The 21202-nt window shown below is 41.3% G+C and carries 21 protein-coding genes; 8 read left to right on the top strand and 13 right to left on the bottom strand.

Annotated features, from left to right (window positions below; all coding sequences use genetic code 11):
- Window positions 1-73: 73 nt before the first annotated feature.
- The gene (locus ACKWB9_RS03885) at window positions 74-655 is read left to right on the top strand and encodes a YceI family protein (RefSeq protein ID WP_414001680.1); all 582 of its coding nucleotides are present in this window, start codon (window positions 74-76) and stop codon (window positions 653-655) included.
- Between the two features lie 81 nt (window positions 656-736).
- On the opposite strand, the gene ACKWB9_RS03880 is transcribed toward ACKWB9_RS03885, so the two are convergent.
- From ACKWB9_RS03880 to ACKWB9_RS03870, 3 genes are all read right to left on the bottom strand, one after another.
- Complete coding sequence (locus ACKWB9_RS03880) at window positions 737-1483, bottom strand: succinate dehydrogenase/fumarate reductase iron-sulfur subunit (RefSeq protein WP_414001679.1); 747 nt, start codon at window positions 1481-1483, stop codon at window positions 737-739.
- A 123-nt stretch (window positions 1484-1606) separates the two neighbouring features.
- A complete protein-coding gene (locus ACKWB9_RS03875) occupies window positions 1607-3610 on the bottom strand; it encodes a fumarate reductase/succinate dehydrogenase flavoprotein subunit (protein WP_414001678.1) in 2004 nt (667 codons plus the stop codon).
- Between the two features lie 2 nt (window positions 3611-3612).
- Window positions 3613-4281 carry a succinate dehydrogenase cytochrome b subunit gene (locus ACKWB9_RS03870; protein WP_414001677.1) on the bottom strand — a complete coding sequence of 223 codons (669 nt, stop codon included), beginning with the start codon at window positions 4279-4281 and terminating at the stop codon, window positions 3613-3615.
- Window positions 4282-4546: 265 nt separating this feature from the next.
- Between ACKWB9_RS03870 and ACKWB9_RS03865 the strand changes: the two genes are divergently transcribed.
- Window positions 4547-5437: a RimK family alpha-L-glutamate ligase gene (locus ACKWB9_RS03865; protein WP_414001676.1), complete on the top strand. Its 891-nt coding sequence runs from the start codon at window positions 4547-4549 to the stop codon at window positions 5435-5437.
- A 30-nt stretch (window positions 5438-5467) separates the two neighbouring features.
- Window positions 5468-6424 carry a succinylglutamate desuccinylase/aspartoacylase family protein gene (locus ACKWB9_RS03860; RefSeq protein WP_414001675.1) on the top strand — a complete coding sequence of 319 codons (957 nt, stop codon included), beginning with the start codon at window positions 5468-5470 and terminating at the stop codon, window positions 6422-6424.
- Between the two features lie 19 nt (window positions 6425-6443).
- Here the strand turns inward: ACKWB9_RS03860 and ACKWB9_RS03855 are convergent, their stop codons facing one another.
- From ACKWB9_RS03855 to ACKWB9_RS03845, 3 genes are all read right to left on the bottom strand, one after another.
- Complete coding sequence (locus ACKWB9_RS03855) at window positions 6444-6980, bottom strand: hypothetical protein (protein WP_414001674.1); 537 nt, start codon at window positions 6978-6980, stop codon at window positions 6444-6446.
- A 41-nt stretch (window positions 6981-7021) separates the two neighbouring features.
- Window positions 7022-8137: an acyl-CoA dehydrogenase family protein gene (locus ACKWB9_RS03850; protein ID WP_414001673.1), complete on the bottom strand. Its 1116-nt coding sequence runs from the start codon at window positions 8135-8137 to the stop codon at window positions 7022-7024.
- A gap of 109 nt (window positions 8138-8246) precedes the next feature.
- Window positions 8247-9104 (bottom strand): helix-turn-helix domain-containing protein, encoded by an 858-nt coding sequence (locus ACKWB9_RS03845; RefSeq protein WP_414001672.1) that lies wholly within the window; start codon window positions 9102-9104, stop codon window positions 8247-8249.
- A 265-nt stretch (window positions 9105-9369) separates the two neighbouring features.
- Between ACKWB9_RS03845 and ACKWB9_RS03840 the strand changes: the two genes are divergently transcribed.
- On the top strand, window positions 9370-9741 hold the full coding sequence (locus ACKWB9_RS03840) for a hypothetical protein (protein ID WP_414001671.1): 372 nt from the start codon (window positions 9370-9372) through the stop codon (window positions 9739-9741).
- A gap of 236 nt (window positions 9742-9977) precedes the next feature.
- On the opposite strand, the gene ACKWB9_RS03835 is transcribed toward ACKWB9_RS03840, so the two are convergent.
- From ACKWB9_RS03835 to ACKWB9_RS03825, 3 genes are all read right to left on the bottom strand, one after another.
- A complete protein-coding gene (locus ACKWB9_RS03835; protein WP_414001670.1) occupies window positions 9978-10397 on the bottom strand; it encodes a hypothetical protein in 420 nt (139 codons plus the stop codon).
- 109 nt (window positions 10398-10506) lie between these two features.
- Window positions 10507-10896, bottom strand: a complete 390-nt coding sequence (locus ACKWB9_RS03830; protein WP_414001669.1) for a DUF2721 domain-containing protein — start codon at window positions 10894-10896, stop codon at window positions 10507-10509.
- A gap of 33 nt (window positions 10897-10929) precedes the next feature.
- Complete coding sequence (locus ACKWB9_RS03825) at window positions 10930-13833, bottom strand: VPS10 domain-containing protein (protein WP_414001668.1); 2904 nt, start codon at window positions 13831-13833, stop codon at window positions 10930-10932.
- Between the two features lie 184 nt (window positions 13834-14017).
- Here ACKWB9_RS03825 and ACKWB9_RS03820 point away from each other — a divergent pair, with 184 nt between their 5' ends.
- The 3 genes from ACKWB9_RS03820 (at window position 14018) to ACKWB9_RS03810 (ending at window position 16049) form a co-directional block, all read left to right on the top strand.
- Window positions 14018-14299 carry a hypothetical protein gene (locus tag ACKWB9_RS03820; RefSeq protein WP_414001667.1) on the top strand — a complete coding sequence of 94 codons (282 nt, stop codon included), beginning with the start codon at window positions 14018-14020 and terminating at the stop codon, window positions 14297-14299.
- 227 nt (window positions 14300-14526) lie between these two features.
- Window positions 14527-15819, top strand: coding sequence for an aminopeptidase P family protein (locus ACKWB9_RS03815; RefSeq protein ID WP_414001666.1), 1293 nt, complete (start codon window positions 14527-14529; stop codon window positions 15817-15819).
- A gap of 53 nt (window positions 15820-15872) precedes the next feature.
- Window positions 15873-16049: a hypothetical protein gene (locus tag ACKWB9_RS03810; protein WP_414001665.1), complete on the top strand. Its 177-nt coding sequence runs from the start codon at window positions 15873-15875 to the stop codon at window positions 16047-16049.
- Between the two features lie 10 nt (window positions 16050-16059).
- Here ACKWB9_RS03810 and ACKWB9_RS03805 read toward each other — a convergent pair whose 3' ends face one another.
- Both ACKWB9_RS03805 and brnQ read right to left on the bottom strand, forming a co-directional pair.
- Complete coding sequence (locus tag ACKWB9_RS03805) at window positions 16060-16311, bottom strand: hypothetical protein (protein ID WP_414001664.1); 252 nt, start codon at window positions 16309-16311, stop codon at window positions 16060-16062.
- Between the two features lie 193 nt (window positions 16312-16504).
- Window positions 16505-17782: a branched-chain amino acid transport system II carrier protein gene (gene brnQ / locus ACKWB9_RS03800; protein ID WP_414001663.1), complete on the bottom strand. Its 1278-nt coding sequence runs from the start codon at window positions 17780-17782 to the stop codon at window positions 16505-16507.
- 262 nt (window positions 17783-18044) lie between these two features.
- Between brnQ and ACKWB9_RS03795 the strand changes: the two genes are divergently transcribed.
- The gene (locus tag ACKWB9_RS03795; RefSeq protein WP_414001662.1) at window positions 18045-18260 is read left to right on the top strand and encodes a hypothetical protein; all 216 of its coding nucleotides are present in this window, start codon (window positions 18045-18047) and stop codon (window positions 18258-18260) included.
- A gap of 239 nt (window positions 18261-18499) precedes the next feature.
- On the opposite strand, the gene thiL is transcribed toward ACKWB9_RS03795, so the two are convergent.
- Window positions 18500-19552, bottom strand: a complete 1053-nt coding sequence (thiL, locus tag ACKWB9_RS03790; RefSeq protein ID WP_414001661.1) for a thiamine-phosphate kinase — start codon at window positions 19550-19552, stop codon at window positions 18500-18502.
- Between the two features lie 166 nt (window positions 19553-19718).
- Window positions 19719-21176 (bottom strand): Gfo/Idh/MocA family protein, encoded by a 1458-nt coding sequence (locus tag ACKWB9_RS03785; protein WP_414001660.1) that lies wholly within the window; start codon window positions 21174-21176, stop codon window positions 19719-19721.
- Between the last annotated feature and the right edge of the window lie 26 nt (window positions 21177-21202).

Genomic DNA, 21202 nt, shown 5'->3' with positions numbered 1-21202 from the left:
TTTGCACTTCGTTTACATTTTATTCACAACTCGGGAGTTGCCCGGTTATAGATTTGTCCAAAAATACAGGACAATGAAAAAAATCATCATCTTATTGGTAAGCATCGGCACTATTTCACTAGCGCAAGGACAAGGTAACATAAAAATTGACACGGCAAAGAGCATGATCAAATGGAGAGGCTCCAATCTTTTTAAGTTTAACCAGCATTATGGAACGGTAAAGTTTTTGAGTGGGGAAATTTCCATGAATGGGAGTTCCATATCTGGAGGAAAATTTGTTGTGGATATGAACAGCATTATGAATACCGATGGCAAATACAATGAAATGTTGGTTTCCCATCTAAAGCATCGAGATTTTTTTGATGTTGAAAAACATCAAACGGCCAAGCTGGAGATTAGCCAAATAAAACCTGGGGATAACGGGCAGATGGAAATTGATGCTTTATTGACGATAAAAGGAATTTCAAAACCCATAAAGTTTAGTTCTACTATTGAAAAAGGCCCTAGAGAAACCTTATTTAAATCGAAATTTATAATTGATAGAACGCGTTGGGGCATCCGTTACGAATCCAAGGGAATTGTTGGAAGTGTCAAGGAGGGGATTATTTCTGATGCCATTGAATTTGAAGTAATCGTGGTTTTTCGACTATGTTGATTTCAGCGGTTGAAAACATGAAAAACCCAAACTCCATTTGGAGTTTGGGTTTTTCTATATGTTTTATTTCTGTCAGGAATGTTATCCTTTTACACTGGCAGAAAGATATTCCCGGTTTAGACGGGCTATGTTCTCCAGGGAGATCCCTTTAGGGCATTCCACTTCACAAGCTCCGGTATTGGTACAGTTTCCAAAGCCTTCCAAATCCATTTGGCGCACCATATTCTGTACACGATCCGTAGCTTCTACCTGTCCCTGGGGCAATAGGGCAAATTGTGAAACTTTGGCCGAGGTGAACAACATGGCACTCGCATTTTTACAAGCGGCTACACAGGCTCCGCAGCCTATACAGGTAGCGGCATCCATTGCGGTATCGGCGGTGTGCTTTTCAATAGGAATAGCATTGGCATCTACCGTATTGCCCGAAGTATTTACGGAAATGTATCCGCCGGCTTGCTGGATGCGGTCAAAAGCACCACGGTCTACGATCAGATCCTTGATAACGGGGAAAGCCTTTGCCCTAAACGGCTCAATAACGATAGTGTCGCCATCGTTGAATTTGCGCATATGCAGTTGGCAGGTGGTAACCAACCTGTCCGGGCCATGGGGCTCGCCATTGATCTGTAAGGAGCATGTGCCACAAATACCTTCACGACAGTCATGGTCAAATTCTACGGGCTCTTCTCCCTTGTTTATAAGTTCCTCGTTAAGAACGTCCAACATTTCCAGAAAGGACATATCACCTTCTATTCCGGATATGGGATAGTTCATCATTTTACCTTTAGAGCCGGCATCTTTTTGACGCCATATTTTTAATGTTAGCTTCATAACTTCGTTATTCTTAGTTATTGATTAATGGGTTAAATGTTATTTGGTATCGTCTGCTTTGATCAAATAGTTGCTATATCCATTTAAAATCTTGTAACCTTTAACCCATAACAATTAACCGAGCTACTTGTAGCTCCTCGTCTTTAATTCAATATTTTCGTACGTTAATTCTTCCTTGTGCAAAACGGCATCCTTTGGCTCATCTTTATATTCCCAGGCAGATACAAACTTGAAATTTTCATCGTCCCGTAGGGCCTCACCTTCCGGAGTTTGGTATTCTTCCCTAAAATGTCCGCCGCAAGACTCGTTCCGCGTTAGGGCATCTTTGGCAAATAGTTCTCCCAATTCCAGAAAATCCGCCACACGGCCCGCTTTTTCCAATTCCTGGTTCTTGCTATCTATAGTTCCGGGAACTCGAACGTTTTCCCAAAAATCCTTGCGCAGCTCCGAAATCTCGTCAATAGCCTCTTGGAGTTCTTTGGCGTTACGGGACATGCCGCATTTGTTCCACATGATTTTGCCCAACTTCTTATGATAATAATCAACGGAATGGGATCCGTTACCACCCATAAGTTTCTCCATTCTGTCCCGGACCTCTTTTTCAACGGCCTCGAACTCGGGGGTATCGGTCGGGATGGTTCCTGTTCTAATATCTTTGGACAGATAATCCCCTATAGTGTAGGGCAATACAAAATAACCGTCGGCCAGACCCTGCATTAGGGCAGATGCTCCTAATCTGTTCGCACCATGGTCGCTAAAGTTGGCTTCACCTGCCGCATAGCAACCCTCTATTGTAGTCTGTAAATTATAATCTACCCAAAGCCCGCCCATGGTATAGTGTACGGCAGGGTAGATCATCATAGGTGTTTTGTACGGGTTTTCATCCACGATTTTCTCGTACATCTGAAAAAGGTTTCCGTATTTGGCCTCGATAATATCTTCTCCTAAAGCACGAATGGTTCGCTCATCGGCATTCTTCATACCCGAAGTCAGGGCTTTTTCATTTCCATAGCGCATAATGGCGGCACTGAAATCCAAGTACACGGCTTCACCCGTTTTATTCACGCCAAATCCGGCATCACAACGTTCCTTAGCAGCTCTGGAAGCCACATCACGGGGCACTAGGTTGCCAAAAGCGGGATAACGTCTTTCCAGATAATAGTCCCGGTCCTCTTCTTTAAGTTGTGTGGGTTTTAGTTTGCCTTCGCGGATCGCTTCAGCATCTTCCAATCTTTTTGGCACCCAAATACGCCCATCGTTACGCAAGGATTCCGACATCAATGTCAATTTGGATTGATGGTCCCCGGAAACCGGGATACAGGTCGGGTGAATTTGTGTAAAACAGGGGTTGGCAAAATATGCTCCCCTGCGATGTGCCCTCCAAGCGGCCATTACATTACTTCCCATGGCATTGGTAGAAAGGAAGAATACATTTCCGTAACCACCGGTCGCCAAAACAACGGCATGGGCGGCATGGCGTTCAATTTCGCCAGTGACCAGGTTACGCGCTATAATACCACGTGCTTTGCCATCGATTTTGACCAGATCCATCATTTCATGACGGTTATAGGCCTTTATTTTTCCTCTGTTTATTTGACGGTTCATAGCGGAATATGCGCCTAACAGCAATTGCTGCCCGGTTTGTCCTTTTGCATAAAAGGTCCTGGAAACCAAAACACCCCCAAAAGAACGGTTATCCAACAATCCGCCATACTCCCGCGCAAAGGGGACCCCTTGTGCCACACATTGATCGATGATATTTGCGGATTCCTGGGCCAGGCGATATACATTGGCTTCCCGGGCGCGGTAATCACCACCTTTTACCGTGTCATAAAATAAGCGGTACGGGCTATCCCCGTCTCCTTGGTAATTTTTTGCGGCATTGATACCACCTTGCGCCGCAATGGAATGTGCACGCCTTGGCGAATCTTGATAACAGAAAGTTTTCACATTATAGCCTAGCTCCGCTAAAGTTGCAGCAGCAGATCCCCCCGCCAATCCGGTACCTACAACAATAATATCTATGTTGCGTTTGTTGGCCGGGTTAACCAGGTCAATTTCGTTTTTATGTTTGGTCCATTTGTCGGCCAATGGCCCGGACGGAATTTTAGAATCCAATATGCCCATACTTAATGTGTTATTGGGTTAAGATGATGATATACGGCTATGAATACAAACCCTAGGGGAATGGTTATAGCAAATATTTTTGTGAATGTTTTTATGGCCGGGGTGTATTTGTTGTTTACTCCCATAGTCTGGAAGGAGGAAGCAAAACCATGCAAAAGATGCAACGCCAAAAGAACAAAAGAGACAACGTAAAGTAGTGTCCGTATCGGGGATTCAAATTTATGAACCGTCTCTTCGTAATATCTTGTAGCGTCTTCAGGATTGCCCTCTACGTATTTGTATGCCATTTCCGGAAACCAAAAATCATAAAAATGAAGCCCTAAAAAAGCTAGGGTAACCGCTCCGGAAATAATCATGTTTCTGGATATCCACGATGCATTTGCCGCACCTTTATACTTAACATAACCGGTGCCCCTCGCATTTCTGTTTTGGATTTCCAAAACAAAACCCATCACAAAATGGACGATTACCCCGGCGATCAAAATGGGCTGCAGGACATATTGCACCAAAGGATTGTAACCCATAAAATGGGACCAGGAATTGAACGTATCCGGCGCGATCACGGAAGTTATGTTAATGATAAAATGTTGCCCAAGGAAGAAAACCAGAAATAGGCCCGAAAGGGCCATAAGTATTTTACGGGCTATTGAAGATTTTAACAATCCACTCATCTGTTGATTTTTTAGCTTAACAAATTTAAGGTTCGAACTAGATATTAACAACTTTTAAAAGGTTTTCGTATGGTATTTAGAAAGAATTTAACGACCTTATTTCCATTGTTGAAACTATTCTGGAACTTGATTTCAGGATTTAATGGAAAAGAAAGCATTGGATAGCGCAAAAAAACCCCCAGGACAAAATTATAGGCCATATCGATAGCAAGGATCCATTTTTTCACCGATATTCATATATTAGAACCATCGTACTTTATTAAAAATGGATATCGGACTTCTTTCCGTAAGCATGAATGTCTACTCTACCAAGCGAATTGCAGAGGAAGCCGAAAGAGCGGGCCATTATATTGAACAGATAGATCACACCAAGTGTTCCGTAAAACTGGGTTCCCAAAAACCCAAAATTTATTTTAAGGAAGAGGATATTACCCATGATTTTGACGCTATTGTCCCAAGGATCGGAACCAAGGTAACACGGCACGGTATAGCCATAGTAAAGCAGTTTGAAATGAACGGTGTCTTTAGCACGGCCCGTTCTTTGAGTATTGCCAGGGCCCGCAATAAGGTAAGAACGCTTCAGATTATGGACAGAAAGGGGATTCCTGTTCCCCAAACCCTATTTTCCATAAATCCGGACAACATCAAGGAGCAAATCGAGATATTGGGAGGAACCCCCGTTATTATCAAAATACAGGAAGGCACGCAGGGGATGGGGGTCATTTTGGCGGAAACGAAAAAATCCGCCAAATCCATTATCGATACTTTTTATAAAATGGACACCAGTATTCTTTTGCAGGAGTATATTGAGGAATGTAATGGTGAGGACATACGCATTATCGTTGTGGGCCATAAAATTGTAGCCAGTATGAAACGTACTAGCGAACTGGGAGAGTTCCGTTCCAATGTACATCGAGGGGGTATTACGGAAAGTGTAAAATTATCCGCCAAAGAACAGTTCATAGCACTTAATGCCGCTAAATATTTAGGTTTGGGGGTGGCCGGGGTAGATTTGATCCGTTCCAAGAGAGGCCCGTTGCTGATCGAGGTCAACGCTTCTCCAGGCCTACAGGGTATTGAAGCCGCAACGGGAATCAACGTGGCGGGGGAGATCATAAAATTTGTGGAGAAAAACGCACGACGCAAGCGAAAATAGACGATAAGGGTGGATGCAATACATAGAAGTATGGAAGAAAACAGGAATATCGTCATCGGCGGAGAATCGGTTTCCCCGGGGCAGGAAAAACTTTTAAAAATAAGGATAGATCGCCTTCCTACGGGAACCTTGATAGATATTCCGGTATATGTTTTCAATGCAAAGAAACCCGGACCTATAGTATTGATACAGGCCGGCTTGCATGGCGATGAGATAAACGGGATAGAAATAGTGAGGCGGATGCTGGAGGAAAAACAGTTTAAAACGAATTCGGGAGCGGTGATAGCCGTACCCATTTTGAATATTTTCGGCTTTATTCATTTCTCCCGGGATGTGCCGGACGGAAAGGATGTAAACCGGAGTTTTCCGGGTATCAAATCCGGTTCCATGGCCAGCCGGATTGCCTATCATTATGTTTCTGAAATTATGCATCAGATCGATGTGGCCATTGATCTGCATACCGGAGGGGGCCAACGCCATAATTACCCTCAGATACGATTTACCCAAGAAGATGAAAGAAGTATAACATTGGCAAAAGCCTTTAATGCGCCGATTACTTTTTCGGCAAAGCTAATCAGGGGGTCGTTTAGGAATGCGGCCTATAAGATGAACAAACCGACTATTGTTTACGAGGCGGGGGAAAGTATGCGGTTTGATGATTTTGCCATTATGGAAGGCATACAGGGCATTTTGAACATTCTCCACCATTTGGGGATGATCTCTAAAATTGAACCGAAATATATAGAGCGGACCGATACCATAGAACTCCATGAACGAAAATGGCTCAGGGCCCCAACGGCGGGTATGTTCGTGCCAAAGGTGGTCAATGGCGGTGAAATTGAGAAAGGACAGGAAATAGGCCTGGTCTCCGACACCTACGCCAAAAAAACAAAAAGGATTAAATCACCTTTTAATGGATATGTCATTTGTACCAATCATCAGGCGGTAGTGAACCAGGGTGATGCCCTTTTTCATATCGGCAGATAAAAAACCGTACATGGCCTTTTTATAGGGCATGTACGGTTTTAATTTTTAAGACCTTTTTTTGACCTCCCTTTTTGAGCTGTATCCTATATCCTCTTTTGACCTTATCCTCTTTCCCATAAGTTATGGTATACTTGTTTTTTCCAAAGAACCATCCGGGATTTTCCCTGGCTATTTTTTGGGTTATTTCATAAGGAACTTTTACATTTTTATACTGTTCCACAGAATATAGAACAATTCCCTTTTGATCGTATCTTATGTAGAGTTTTGCGTTTTTTTCACCGATAACCAGATCGTAGAACGACTTTTCTTTTTTTGAATAAATTTTATGTGGTTCCAAATTATAATGAGCTATTTTTTTCTGAAGATCACTTATAAATTTTGATTGGTCACTTTTATGGATGTTCGATAAATAAACGCTGTTTTTAATCGTGTTTTTTACAACCCCGGCCTTGCTTCTTATAGCAGGCGTATACAATGCTAAAAGATTATGTTCTTGTGCTTTTAAATGCATAGTCAGTGCGAAAAGAATAACCGAAAATAATATTGTATTTTTCATGATTTCTAATTTTTAAGATACTTCTTGTTTTTAATTCCTTTTTAGTTTCCGATAATTTGTTTTCCCGTGAATTCATATTGATTCCATTTAGGTAGTGGATGAAATGTGGATGCCTGAACATCCCTAAATAACCTTTCTATCTCGTGTTCTTTGTAGAAACCCTGCCCTCCGATAATCTCAAGGGCTTGGGATACCGTTTCTTTTGCCAAATTCGAAACGTTCGTTTTATAGGCTAGTGTATCTGCCGTGTTTCTTGATAATGGTTTAAAATCGAGGTTGTTTGCCATTTCCAACATGGCGTTCCATTGTACTTTACAGCCTAAGAAAGTAGTATGCAATTGACCAATACTATAGTTCGTATGGTTTTGCGATCGTCTCTTTGCGGATTCAATGGCCAGTGCTTCCGCTTTCTGGGCCAGGCCAATATAGGCGGACATGATCAAGGGCATTGCTACGGTTAGGACCACGTTCCAAACAGGATGGAATTCATTTCCATCCCTTTTTAAGGCTATTGCTCCTTTTGGGATAAAAACCTTATTGAAAACAATGGTTTGTGACCCTGTTGCACGCATTCCCAGTGTGTTCCAATCATCCAAAAATGTCACTCCTTTTTGCTGTAATGGTGTAGAGAAATGCAACACGGATTCCTTTCCTTCCAAATCCTTGAAAATGGAACTGGTAACAGCTATATCGCCAACTACGGACTGACTCGCAAAATGTTTTTTTGCGGACAAAAGGTAACCACCTTCCGTTTGTATCAATTCGCCATTGGAACCCAACCAGTCTTTGGCGCCCGTGCTTACCAGGGTCAGCTGGTCCTTGGCAATTCTACGAAGTGTTTCGGCCCCTTCGTTTTTGTGTTTGTACTTCCACACGGTCGTGGCGACCAGATGTTGGTGCATTGAAAAGGCCAATGCCGTAGATCCGCAATAATGGGCCATAATTCTGATAATGTTACACATTTCATTATAGGTAACACCACCGCCTCCAAGCTCGGTCGGGATTAATGCCGAGAAGAACTTTTCGGATTTTAGCAGTGCATAGTTTTCATGTGCAAAACGGCCTTCGGCATCGTTTTGATCTACATTTTTGGCGAAGGAGGGCCCTAATTTATGTGTTAGCTGCTTCCAGTCTTTTGTTCGTACAGTTGTTTCCATGGTATTGTTATATGATTACCATGCAAAATTGTAACAACCAATTTTGGAAAGGTTTTCCTAAAAGTTCAAATAGTTTGTTCTAGGGTCCAAAAGGATTATAGGGGTGATTTTACGCCATTGGATTATTTAGACGATACTGTTGCGGAGGAAGTCGGTACTTGTCCTTGAAGGCCTTATTAAAGTGGGAAGGGTTTTTGAATCCGCTTTCATAGCAGATCTCGTTAATGGTCATGTGGGGTTTTGAAAGTAATCCTTTGGCCAGTTCTAAACGTTTGTTCTTTATCCAATGGCCCGGTGTTTCCCCAAAACTGGCTTTGAAATCCCTTTTAAAACTGGAAAGACTTTTACCGGAAAGGCGGGCAAATTCTTCCAGGCTCAGATCGTGCTTAAAGTTTTGGAGCATAACGGTTTCCAGATCGGCATTGTTTCGCCCTGCAATAGCACTTAAATAGGAAACCAAACCGTAGTTTTTGGAATTTAACAGAATGTTGTACAATAGTTCCCTAAATTTTATTTCTACCAATGCTTTGGGCATTCTTTTACCCAATGTCAGGTAATTGAACATACTTAATATTATGGCTTTGAAACCATCATCTACATTGATGTTGTAGATATATTTATGGGTTTCTTTTTCTATTAATTCCTTTCGTAACGTTTTGTGTTCCCTTAGAAAATTTGAAATGAACTTATCGTTCAAAAAGAAGACCAAAACACAATAGTCCCTTTCAAAATATTGTTTAGTGGCATAAACTCCCTTTCTTATAAAAAGGGCATCACCTTTATGTATCTCATAGGTACCCTCTGGCGCGATCCAGTCTTTTCTTCCACTAAGAACATAGACAATGATATTGGAATCTGTCCATAATTGAAAATCCTCGATATTAATGGGGCAATTGTATTCAAGAAATAGAAAGTTATCACCTTCCAATTTATTCGGAGTGGGGAGTTTTTTAAAATAATCAATCATATCGACTATCATATCTTAAAGGTACAAAATTTTGAAAATGAGCTTTTTGATAGATAAGCCATGAAGGCCAATTTATAAACTCGTATAAATGTCTGTAGCGTTTGGACATTGATCGGAATGTAACGAAAAACCATATTGGCAAGCAACTTATTGGACAATCCTGCATCTATCATATGAGAAAATTATAGCAGATATTCCGTTCATTTAAACGTATATGGACTTTTTTCCGCGCTGTAATTATTGTGGGATTTAAAAAAAAACAGCTATGAATTCAAGGCCAATTATAAAGACCTGTTTGACAATACTTATTATAATCCTGTTTTTTTCGGCATGTTCGAACGATGACCTGAAACCGGGTTGCTTTCAAGAAAGCGGAAGGGATATAGTCAGTATGGTTAAAACCATTAGTGGGGCTATCGTTCAACAAGATGGATGTTCCGATATTTTTACGATTAAGCCGGACGAGCAACTGGAAAAGAACCCAATAGGAATCTTGGTCCCATGCAATTTGGATAAAGACTTCCAGATAGATGGGAAAAGAGTAATATTCAGTGGGTATATCTATGAATCTTTTGATACAGAGAATATATGTGCGGATTTTTTTGAATTGACGGAAATAAAATCATTAAGCCAATAAACATTTAGCGGAATTTTGGAAAGGGCCATAGAGTTTAAGGAATCTGGAGAAGCGTTTAAAATGAATGTAGGCGATTTGAAAAAAGAGCGTTATTTTCTTAAAATAAGAGGGAATAATATTAATGAAATACACCATGCTCTTCCTCTTTGGTTTAAGTGCTAAAACTCCATGACCACGGTTTAATATTAATGCCAAATGTGTATTTTGTCCTACTTTTTGGCATGAAGCCTTAACGGCTATCCTTTCTGGGCATTTATTTTAGCCAGGCTCCATTCAATGGCCTGCTCTAAATCAGAAAATTTAGGAATGGGCTTTCTAAAAAAGAAACGTTCCAATACAATACTCGTTAAACTTTCATTTGTGTTTCCGACAACGGAATAAAAGTTTAGTTTTTCCCTGTTTCTATGGAATTTCATCCAGTCAATGGGCATAATGTAATAATTGTTTATACGATTGGAGATGTAAACAAAGGGTGCTTCGTTACCGTATATTTCATGGGTTGCCCTTATTGCTTTTTCGGCCATGTTCCAACTAAAAACGACACCTTCCTTTATTTCGGAAATAACGAATTCATTGAAATAATAAAAAATCCCGAATTCAAACTCCCTAACTTCCCTGATATTTTTAAAAAAATCAAGTTGTTTAACGCTTTTCACGATAAGAATGTTAATGGTTAGGGTAAATATATCATTATTCTTCGTCTTTTTTCGCAAATAAATAAATACGGAAAACGATGAAGTTTCTGACGTTATGATGATGTGGAAGTCAGGTCTCCATATCCTTGAGCTGAATGCCCAAGGCTTTTGTGGACAATTGCACCTCTACAAGCGATAGCACCAAAGAAAGCATTAAAAAAACCAGGCTTGCCCCAAAAATGATATAGGCCCAAACGGTTAGTTGAATATAGATCAAAAGCATGGTAATGGCGGAGGATAAAAAACTGATGATCGCACTGGACTGCATGTTCTTGATAATACGTAAGCGTTTTCTCAATAGCTTTATTTGCCGTTCAAGGGGCGTGGATGCCGTTTCTTGATATTTTGCATATAATTGCCTTATCAAGGCCGCAATGGCCAAATATCGGGCATTGTAGGCCAACATGGTCAAAGAAATTGCTGGAAATAATAGGGCGGGAATACTTAGCGTGAGTTCCATTCTTTGATTGGTTTCTTTTTGAAAAGAGCTAAGCTATTTAAGATTAAGGTCGACTTTCTCTTTTGTACCATTACCGTTAAGAATAATAGTATAGGTTCCTTTGGGAAGATACGTTTTTCCATTTTTGGCTTGGGTCAACGCTGTTTTATGTTTTTTCAGGTAATTCATTTTTCCCAATTTGGAAAATGCAATATCAAATGAAAGGATATTTAACCCACGATCGGCTTTTACTATTGTTTTGCTCAATTCAATACCGTCAGAAGACATAACTCGTGCTGTAAAATTATCCGATCGGGAACTATAAAAAACAAGGTCTGCACCCGGAGTTTTTGGGTTGGTCCATGGACTGGAAGCATTTCCCCAATTTTTGGAATGTTTAATAGGTTGCAAAGGAAATACATGTAGGTTTTTGTCCATAAGTTCAGGAGTCATTAGCTGTAGTTTGGAAATATCGGCCTTATAGATACTTCTCCCATGGGTTCCTACCAACAAATGTTTTGCCCTCGGTTGGATGACCAGATCATGAACGGCCACATTGGGCATGCCGTTCTGGAATACTTCCCAGGATGCACCTTGGTCAAAGGAAACATAAAGCCCATTGTCTGTTCCCGCAAATAAAAGATTTTCATTTTCGGGGTCTTCCAAAATCACGTTCACAGGGGCAGCTGGAATGTTTGAGGCAATGTTCTTCCATGACTTCCCATAATCTTCACTTACATAGATATAGGGCGTAAAATCATCCCATCTGTAACCATTTAAACTTACATATACCCGCTCTTTCTTATGTATGGAAGCTGCTATGCGGCTCACCCACAATTCTGGGGTTTTAGCTTTTAAACCATTGGATGAAACCCCAATTTTGATTTTACTGGAATCAAAAGGAATCCCAATGCTTAAATTTTCCCAACTTCCACCACCGTTATGGGTTACCTGTACCAAACCATCATCACTACCCGTATAGATCAATCCAAATTTAAATGGAGATTCGGACAAGGTGGTCAAGGTGCCGTACGCTACATTTCCTTCTTTACCTCCTTTGGTCAAATCAGGGGAAATGGTTTCCCAGTCATCCCCTTGGTTCATGGAACGATGCAATTTGTTGCCACCCAAATATAGGATATCCTGATTGTGGGGAGATAGCAATATAGGCGTTTGCCAGTTGAACCTGTATGGAACTTCGCCCAATTCATGTTTGGGCTGAATGTACTTTCGTTTTTTGTGCTGTAGGTCCAAACGGAAATAATTTCCAAATTGATAACCGGTATAGACGATATCCGAATTTCTGTTGTCTATTTGAACCTGCATACCATCACCTCCCAAAATAGATTCCCATGGATAATGACCCGTTTGGTGCCACTTGCTATTTTCTTCTCCATTATGGGGTCCTTTCCATACCCCATTATCCTGCAATCCTCCATAAACGTTATAAGGTTTTTGGTTATCTACATTAATGGCGTAGAACTGGGCCACAGAAGAAGCGTTGTTTTTTATCCAATTTTCACCATCGTCATACGAAATATTTATACCGCCGTCATTACCGTTAATAAGATGCCCGGACATTCTGGGATTTACCCATAGGGCATGGTGGTCCGCATGCACATTATCCTTGTTTATGGCGCTATAGGTTTTTCCACCGTCATTGGATTTTATAATAGGCACCCCTGCCAAATAGATTTTATCAACGTTTGATGGATCTACGGTTATTTGGGCAAAGTAGTATCCATAACTGTAGAAAAGATCATCTATATACTCCTCATTTTGTTTTTTCCAGGTTTTTCCACCATCATTACTCCTATAGACTTCCGCTCCAATAACCGGGGTGTCAAATAATCTGGAGTTGGCATTCTCCAAATACTTGGTCAAATCTATGGGCAGGACGGCCCCACTGCGGACCATTTGCTTTACATTGTCCGCACGATATTTTTCCTGAAAATTATGGGTTTTTAAAAAAGTGTTCAGTTTTTTATCATTAAGGGATAGAAAATCTTTGGTGGACATGGTCTTGAAATCTTCCTTGACCAGTCCGTCTGTTTTCTTTTGCTCTCCAGATTTTTTGGGTCTTCTAAACTGATTGTCATGAACAGCATAAACAGTAGTTGCATTAAATACGGCCAATCCTATTCTTCCCACGCCTTCCCCGGTAGGAAAACCGCTTTCTACAGTAGATATTTTGATCCAGGTATTTCCACCATTCGTACTTTTATAGATACCGGAAGTATTGCCACTACCTTTAAAATCCCAGGCTTTTCTGTCTTTTTCCCAGGCCGCCGCAAACATGATATTGAAATCTTCCGGGGCATGTGCTACGTCTATAATGCCTGTTTCATCAGAAACAAAAAGTGTCTTTTTCCATGTATTCCCGCCATCTGTTGTTTTATAAATACCCCTTTCCGCATTGGGGGAATATAAATGTCCTGTGACACCAACTACCACTTCATCCGGATTTTCAGGATTGATCCGGATACGGCCAATGTGGTGTGAATCCTGCAATCCCATATGTTGCCAGGTTTTGCCATTGTCCATGGATCTAAGAAGGCCCATACCCGCATAGGAGGAGCGGGAAGCATTGTTTTCTCCTGTACCCACCCAAATGGTACGGGAATTCCAGTGTACGGCAATGTCCCCTATGTTCTGTGTCCCGGAATTATCCATGATGGGAACGAAGGTAGTGCCGTTGTTAATGGTGTGCCAGACACCACCAGAGGCATAGCCAACATAAAATTCATTTGGATTTTCAGGATTTACCGCCACATCCACAACACGGCCGCTCATCACGGATGGGCCAATATTTTTTAACGGAATATGTTGTATGATGGATGTTGATTCCATTTCGGCTTTCTGCTCCAAACCTTGGAGGATTTTTTGGGCAGGAGTCGGTTTTACTTGTGCGGCTGCAAGGGGAATCCACAAAAAGGCAAATAGATAAAAAAATCTCATAGTATTCCAAGGTTAAAATAAAGACCGAAAGTTAGTGATTCTTATAACCGGTTACAAGAAATTAACTTGTGACATCTTTATAACACTTTAATAGTCAATTGTATAAATAAATGGACATAAAATTGTCTAATACATTAAAATATTGTTAATTTATTGCATATGTAACCAATTAAACACTTTAAAAATGGAAGAATATTTACCGTTAATCATCCAATTGATCTCCGGAGCGGTCGGAGGAAACGTAGCAGGGAAACTATTACCTAAATTAAATCTGGGAACCTTGGGCAATTCTATCTCCGGTATTTTAGGGGGAGGATTGGGAGGCTATCTATTAGGTATGCTAGGTTTGGGAACAGATGGTGGAATGGACATGGCCGGAATCCTTGGTAGTGTTGCTGGCGGCGGTGTCGGCGGTGGTGTGATTATGGCAATTATCGGAGCCGTTAAGGGAGCAATGGCCAAATAGAAGAAGTCAATCGGCTAACTTAGGACACAGGAGGTTTTCATAAGCCTCCTTTTTTATTGCCGTAACTTTTGGAATTGTATTTGATCGGATAATAGGGCGAGATATAAAAAGTCAAGATGAGTTCAATGGAGTATAGAATGTATTTGTAATTTTAGGCGCTGTGTAAAACGAACATATCATAAGGATAAATACTTTTGAATCCCGACCGAGATAAAATTTTTAAATAAATGAAATACGAACAGATTCCGAATACCTTATTTATAAAAAACCGCAAAAAGTTTATGGCTCAGATGGCCCCTGACAGTATTGCGGTTTTCAATTCCAATGATATTTATCCGATCAGTGCGGATGCCACGATGCCTTTTGAGCAGCATCGGGATATTTTTTACCTGAGCGGAGCGGATCAGGAAGAGACCATTTTGGTTTTGTTTCCAGATGCCACCGATAAAAAACATCGGGAGATACTCTTTGTTCGTGAGACCAATGAGCATATTGCTATCTGGGAAGGAGCAAAATTGACCAAGGAAAAAGCGACCGGGGTTTCAGGGATCGAAACCGTGTATTGGTTGTCGGATTTTGATGCCGTTTTCTTTGATTTGATGACCGAGGCCCAGACCATTTATCTTAACACGAATGAACATTACCGTCAGGCGGTAGAGACCCAGACCCGCGAAGACCGGTTTATATTGGATTGCAAACAAAGGTTCCCGGCGCATAAAGTAGCCAAGAGCAACCCTATTTTACAGCAGATACGTGGCGTAAAGGAGCCCGAAGAAATTGCATTGATGCAGACTGCCTGCAATATTACCGAAAAAGGGTTTCGGCGGCTTTTAGGTTTTATAAAACCCGGTGTTTGGGAGTATGAAATAGAAGCGGAACTGTTGCACGAGTTTGTCCGTAATCGTTCCAAGGGTTTTGCCTATACGCCCATAGTGGCTTCGGGGAACAATGCTAACGTACTACACTATATTGAAAATAACGGGCAATGCTTAGATGGGGATTTGATCTTAATGGACGTGGCCGCCGAATATGCCAATTATTCAAGTGATTTGACCCGAACCGTTCCGGTAAACGGAAAATTTACGGACCGTCAAAAACAAGTGTACAATGCCGTGTTGCGGGTAAAAAACGAAGCGACCAATATGTTGGTGCCCGGAACCATATGGGCAGAATATCATAAGGAAGTGGGCAAAATTATGACTTCCGAACTTTTAGGGCTTGGCCTGTTGGACAAGGCCGATGTACAAAATGAGAATCCGGAACGGCCAGCCTACAAAAAATATTTTATGCATGGGACCAGTCACCATATTGGGCTTAACACCCATGATTATGGAGCACTGAAGACCCCTATGAAAGCCAATATGGTCTTTACCGTGGAACCGGGCATTTATATCCCGAATGAAGGTTTTGGTATTCGTATAGAGGACGATGTGGTCATCCAGGAAAAGGGAACACCTTTTAACCTAATGGTGGATATCCCCATAGAAGTGGAGGAGATAGAGGGATTAATGCAGGCATAGACAGTTTTGTCATTTTCAAATGGAATAAAAAGAATATGGGGGAACCTATAATCATGGCAACATTTTTATCATTACTTCAAGAAACCGACATTGAAAAGAAAATGCAAGAGGCCCCTAATGGTGCCTACGAAATAGGGGTTTTTATTGGCACCTATTTGCCTTTTGTGATATTGGTGGTAATCGCATATCTGTTTTATCGTTATTCAAAAAAGAAGTATGGTTCTGGATAATATAGGGTGTTCAAAAGATTTTTGCTGGACGTAAAAATTGCTTTTTGCCTGTTGTGAAAACAGATTTTATTTTAAATGGCAAGTCCCGGGGGAATATCTTTTTCAATAGCTTTTCTATTATAGAAACAAAGGGAACGAGAGAATCGTATCGGGTATCTTTCGCCCTAAATACCAACAAGCTTACATTATATTTTTGCAAGTTCTGTTGGCGACTCATGTGCTTATCAACATTTAAAAGTATTTTAAAACCTTTTTCTTGCATACACTTTAACAAATCACCGTTCTTGATACCACTCCATACCATATTCAGGTACAGTCAGGACTTCGTGTATATCACTAAAACGGTATTTGAGTTTCTTGGAAGGTTCTCGTCAAGTAACAGTCTCATTGTCGATCTCTATTTCGGTAAGATAAACAGACAATGTTGCCTCATAATGGGCATTACCGTATATTCTTCAGCGACTTTGCTTTATAGAAAAGATATTGGCAACCCCAAAAACTACCAAGGCCGGCAACACCCAGCCCATTTGATATGAATTTAAGGGAATCCAATGAAAAGTGTCTTTACGGATGCCCAAGGGGTCAATGGCAATTAGAAAATCGGGGATACTCAAAATCAGGGTCGTGATGACTACGGCCTTAAAAACCATGGGCGGAGCGTATTTGTCCGGCAAAGCATTTAAAATGATCAGTACAATGGTAATGGGGTAGATCAACATTAAAAAAGGGAAAGCTATCATTATAATAGCCCCTACATCTAACTGCCCCATGACCACACCTAAAATGGCACCGATGATCGCGGTTAATAAATAGGCGTTTTGGGAGTTTTGAAATCTTGATTTTACAAAGTCGGCCGCTCCGGCAACGATTCCCACCGCCGTGGTAAAACAGGCCAGGCTTACCAAGGCACTCAAAAAGAGGTGGCCAATGGCTCCCAAGGTCTCCAGGCTAATGCCCTGTAATAACTCCGTTCTTGTGGTCAATGCCCCAAACCCATTTCGGAATAGTGCCCCGGTAATGATAAGACCGGTATAAATAAGGAACAATCCCGATCCTGCCAACCATCCCGCTTTTTGGATCAGTACCTTCTTTTGGGCATAGGAATCCTCTTTATATTGCAGGTCTATGGAGACAATAATGACTCCACCCACCACCACGGCCCCAATGGCATCAAAAGTTTGGTAACCTTCCAAGATTCCTTTTGAAAAAGGATTCTCATAGGCCAAGGATAAAAATTCAAATTTAAAATTGAAAAAAGCGACCCCGATAATACATAATAAAATTAGGATAATGGCAGGGGTAAGGAACTTGCCTATAATGTTCAAAATCCTGGAGCGGTTCATGACAAAAAGGAAGACCAACGTAAAATAGATGATACTGGTTACCCAGGGCGGACTATCAAAAAAAGGCTGAATGGCCATTTCATGCGTTACCGATGCCGTTCTGGGCGAGGGCAGGCTTATGGAAATGGCATAAATGATAAAGGAGTAGACCAAACTAAAAACAGGGGAAACTTTTTTGCCAAAATCAAAAATAGTGCCCTGTAACTTAGCATGGGCCAATATTCCAAGGATGGGAATAAACACGGCCGAAAGACAAAACCCCAGTGCGACCAATAACCAGAGTTCACCGGATTGAAACCCTAACTTGGGAGGTAGAATTAAATTGCCGGCCCCAAAAAAAAGAGAGAACAAAGCAAAGGCGGTTACGAGTATTTTCTTGCGGTTGTCCATGGCTCAATATTGAGAGGAAAGATAAATGAAAATAAGGGAATTTGAACACTCAAAAAAGCATCACCTATAAAATCGGAAAGTTAACAACAACATTCGATCACATCACAACAAATTATGTTTCAGTTGCTTAAATTATATTACTTTAACAGTGAATATTAAAATTGCCCGTTATTTAATTCGGCTTTACCAAAACAACAATATAAAACATAAGCATTTTCCCGATTCCCCAAATCGAACCAATGCAACTAAAAAAACCTACATCATGAAAAAAGTATTTTGCAATATTTTTGGCCATCACTACTCCATCTCCAAAAAAATCACTTCGCATATTAAGGAATATAAGTGCATTCATTGCCAAAAACGGGTAACTACGGATGTTAGCGGTAATCTTTCTACACTTACCCCTGAGCTTGAAGACATCAACAGAACCCTGGAACGTATTTATCAAAGAAGGCATAATGCCCAACAAGTAGCTTAAAAGGTTAACAGGTTGCGATCTTTTTTAATCTAGGGAACCCACAAATTATTCCTGGAGATCAAGCAAGCGTCAATATTCTTAACTGTCGTATGCCCCACAACGGATAAGTAAGGATCGCTCTTGATTTTCGGGAATTTTTTAATAATACCATAGTTTTGCAAAGCATATAATGCCCATGCAAATTTGATAGTTGAAATGATTCCCTCTTATGGCAGGGTCTTTTATTTAGGCCCGTAAATTTAATCCGAAGATCGGAACGAACTCCAGCCCTGTGCCGTCAATGGAATTTTAGTATCTGACCGTGTTATTAAATTTGTGCCCTCATTGGCATCGGTCATATGGCCGATTACGGAAAGGTTAGGGTTTCCTTTAATTTTATCGTAATCATCCTGATCGATCGTGAACAGCAGTTCATAATCCTCTCCACCACTTAAAGCGACCAGGGTACTGTCTATTTTAAATTCTTCACAAGCTGAGATAACGGTCGGATCTAACGGGATTTTATCCTCAAAAAGATTACAGCCTATTTGACTGTTTTTACAGAGATGTAAAATTTCGGACGATAGGCCATCGCTAATATCGATCATGGCCGTAGGATGTACTTCCAATTTCTCGAGAAGTTCCACAATGTCCTTACGCGCTTCAGGTTTTAATTGGCGTTCAACGATATAGGAGTAGGGTTCCAGATCGGGCTGATTGTTCGGGTTTACTTTGAATACTTCTTTTTCCCTTTCCAATACCTGTAACCCCATGTAAGCACCGCCTAAATCTCCCGAAACTACTAACAAATCGTTTGGTTTGGTTCCTTTTCTATATACGATATCCTTTTCAACGGCTTCCCCAATGGCCGTGATACTGAGCAGCATTCCTGTTTTGGAAGAGGTGGTGTCTCCACCAATTAGATCCACATTGTAAATTTTACAGGCTTGTTGTATGCCCGCATAGAGTTCTTCAAGGGCTTCCAAGGGAAAGCGATTGGATACCGCTAGGGAAACCGTAATCTGAGTAGGTCTGGCATTCATGGCATAAACATCGGATAGGTTCACGATCACGGCCTTATATCCCAAATGTTTCAAGGGCATATAGCTCAGGTCAAAATGGACACCTTCCACCAGCAGATCGGTAGATAAAATAGTTTGTTGCCTTTCAAAATTTAAAACGGCCGCATCGTCCCCTATTCCTTTTACCGTCGATTTTTGGGTAATGGAAAAGTTTTTGGTAAGATGGTCGATAAGGCCAAACTCCCCTAATTTTTCCAAATCGGTTTTTTGAGGGTCTTTATCTTCGATCATAGATTCTTTTTAATAATAAACACGTTACAAGTTCCCCCTTTCCTTTAGAGGTGATGGAAGAGGTTTCCCGGTATTTTGCAAAAGTAAGGAGGAAATACAATATTTTGGGACATAAAAAGGCCAGAACCTACAGTTCCGGCCTTTTATATACTTTATAAGTTAAAGATTACCCTAAAGAATAACCATCCCTGTAGTTACGTTTCACATATGCATTTGCAGGCTCAAAGTTGGTAATCTTCATATTCTTGGCATCCCATAGTAGGCGCTTTCTCCCATAATATTGTTTTCCCCCGCCCCAAAAGCCCGGACTCTCTACGGTGGGATCAACTTCAAAATAGGCCTTTAATGCCAAATTACCGATCAATATACTTTCTGTAAAGGGACCCGCATAGTCAAAAGAAGAACTGGTCTCCGCATTACCGTATCCCGCCATACAGGCATTTACCCATTGTAGGTAATGCCCCTCCGGCACACGGGCCAATGTCTCTTCCACTTCAAATTGTTCGTTCAGGCTCAAAGGAAGCAATCTTGGATTGGCACCGTAGCAATCGGCCAGTAACTTTCCTTTTGTACCTATAAATAGTACGCCACCGTCCCAGCTGCCCAAAGCTTCATCATCTCCCAACTCATCCGGGCGTTCTGGTAAAAGCCCTCCGTCCATCCATGTTACTTTTATCTTTCCTTTCCCGTCCGTTCTGGGATAGCTCAGATGTATCTTGCTCGAATTGGGAAAGCTCTTGGGGTAATCGGTCGTTTGAAACTTGCCCTTAAAAGAATCGGAAACACTACATTCTACCTGGTCGGGATATAGAATGGGGAGTATTCTATATACAGGGTCCATAACATGGCATGCCATGTCTCCAAGGGCTCCCGTGCCAAAATCCGACCATCCTCGCCAATCAAATGGAAGATAAGCATCATTATAATCCCGCATTGCCGCAGTACCCAACCAAAGATCCCAATGTAACCCTTTTGGGATCCTGTCTTTTTTGGTAGGCGTCTGTAAGGCTTGCGGCCATATAGCACGATTTGTCCAACATTTAACGGTATGTACGTCACCTATAATTCCGGTATCATAGATTTCCTTCATTTTTCGCACATCATCTCCCGAACCCCCTTGGTTTCCCATTTGGGTGACTACCTTGAATTTCTTTGCGGCCTCGGTAAGCATTCTGGCTTCCCAGATATCATGGGTAAGCGGTTTTTGCACGTACACATGTTTGCCCATCGCCATTGCCTGATAGGCGGCAACGGCATGGTTATGGTCAGGGGTGGATACCGAAACGGCATCAATGGTATCCCCCTCTTTTTCCAACATTTTTCTAAAATCGTGATAGTAATTTGCGCCTGGGAAAGACTCCCTGGATTTTAGGGCCAGTCTGTCATCGACATCACACAGTGCCACGATATTTACATTGGGGCTTTTCGCAAACGAAGCAATATCACTCTGTCCTTTTCCACCCACTCCAATACCGGCTATATTAAGCTTGTCACTTGGAGGAATATGACCTTTTCCGCCAAGGACATGCCTGGGCACGATCATAAATCCGGCGGAAGCCATCCCCGTATTCTTAATAAATGATCTTCTTGATTTGTTGTTAATGAAATTCTTCTTTTTGGACATGATTTAATTGGACTTTTATATTGATT

The sequence above is a fragment of the Maribacter spongiae genome, from assembly GCF_047345125.1.
GTDB lineage: Bacteria > Bacteroidota > Bacteroidia > Flavobacteriales > Flavobacteriaceae > Maribacter.
Note: the sequence above shows the minus strand (reverse complement) of the source record. Positions and strands in the feature narration are given on the sequence as shown.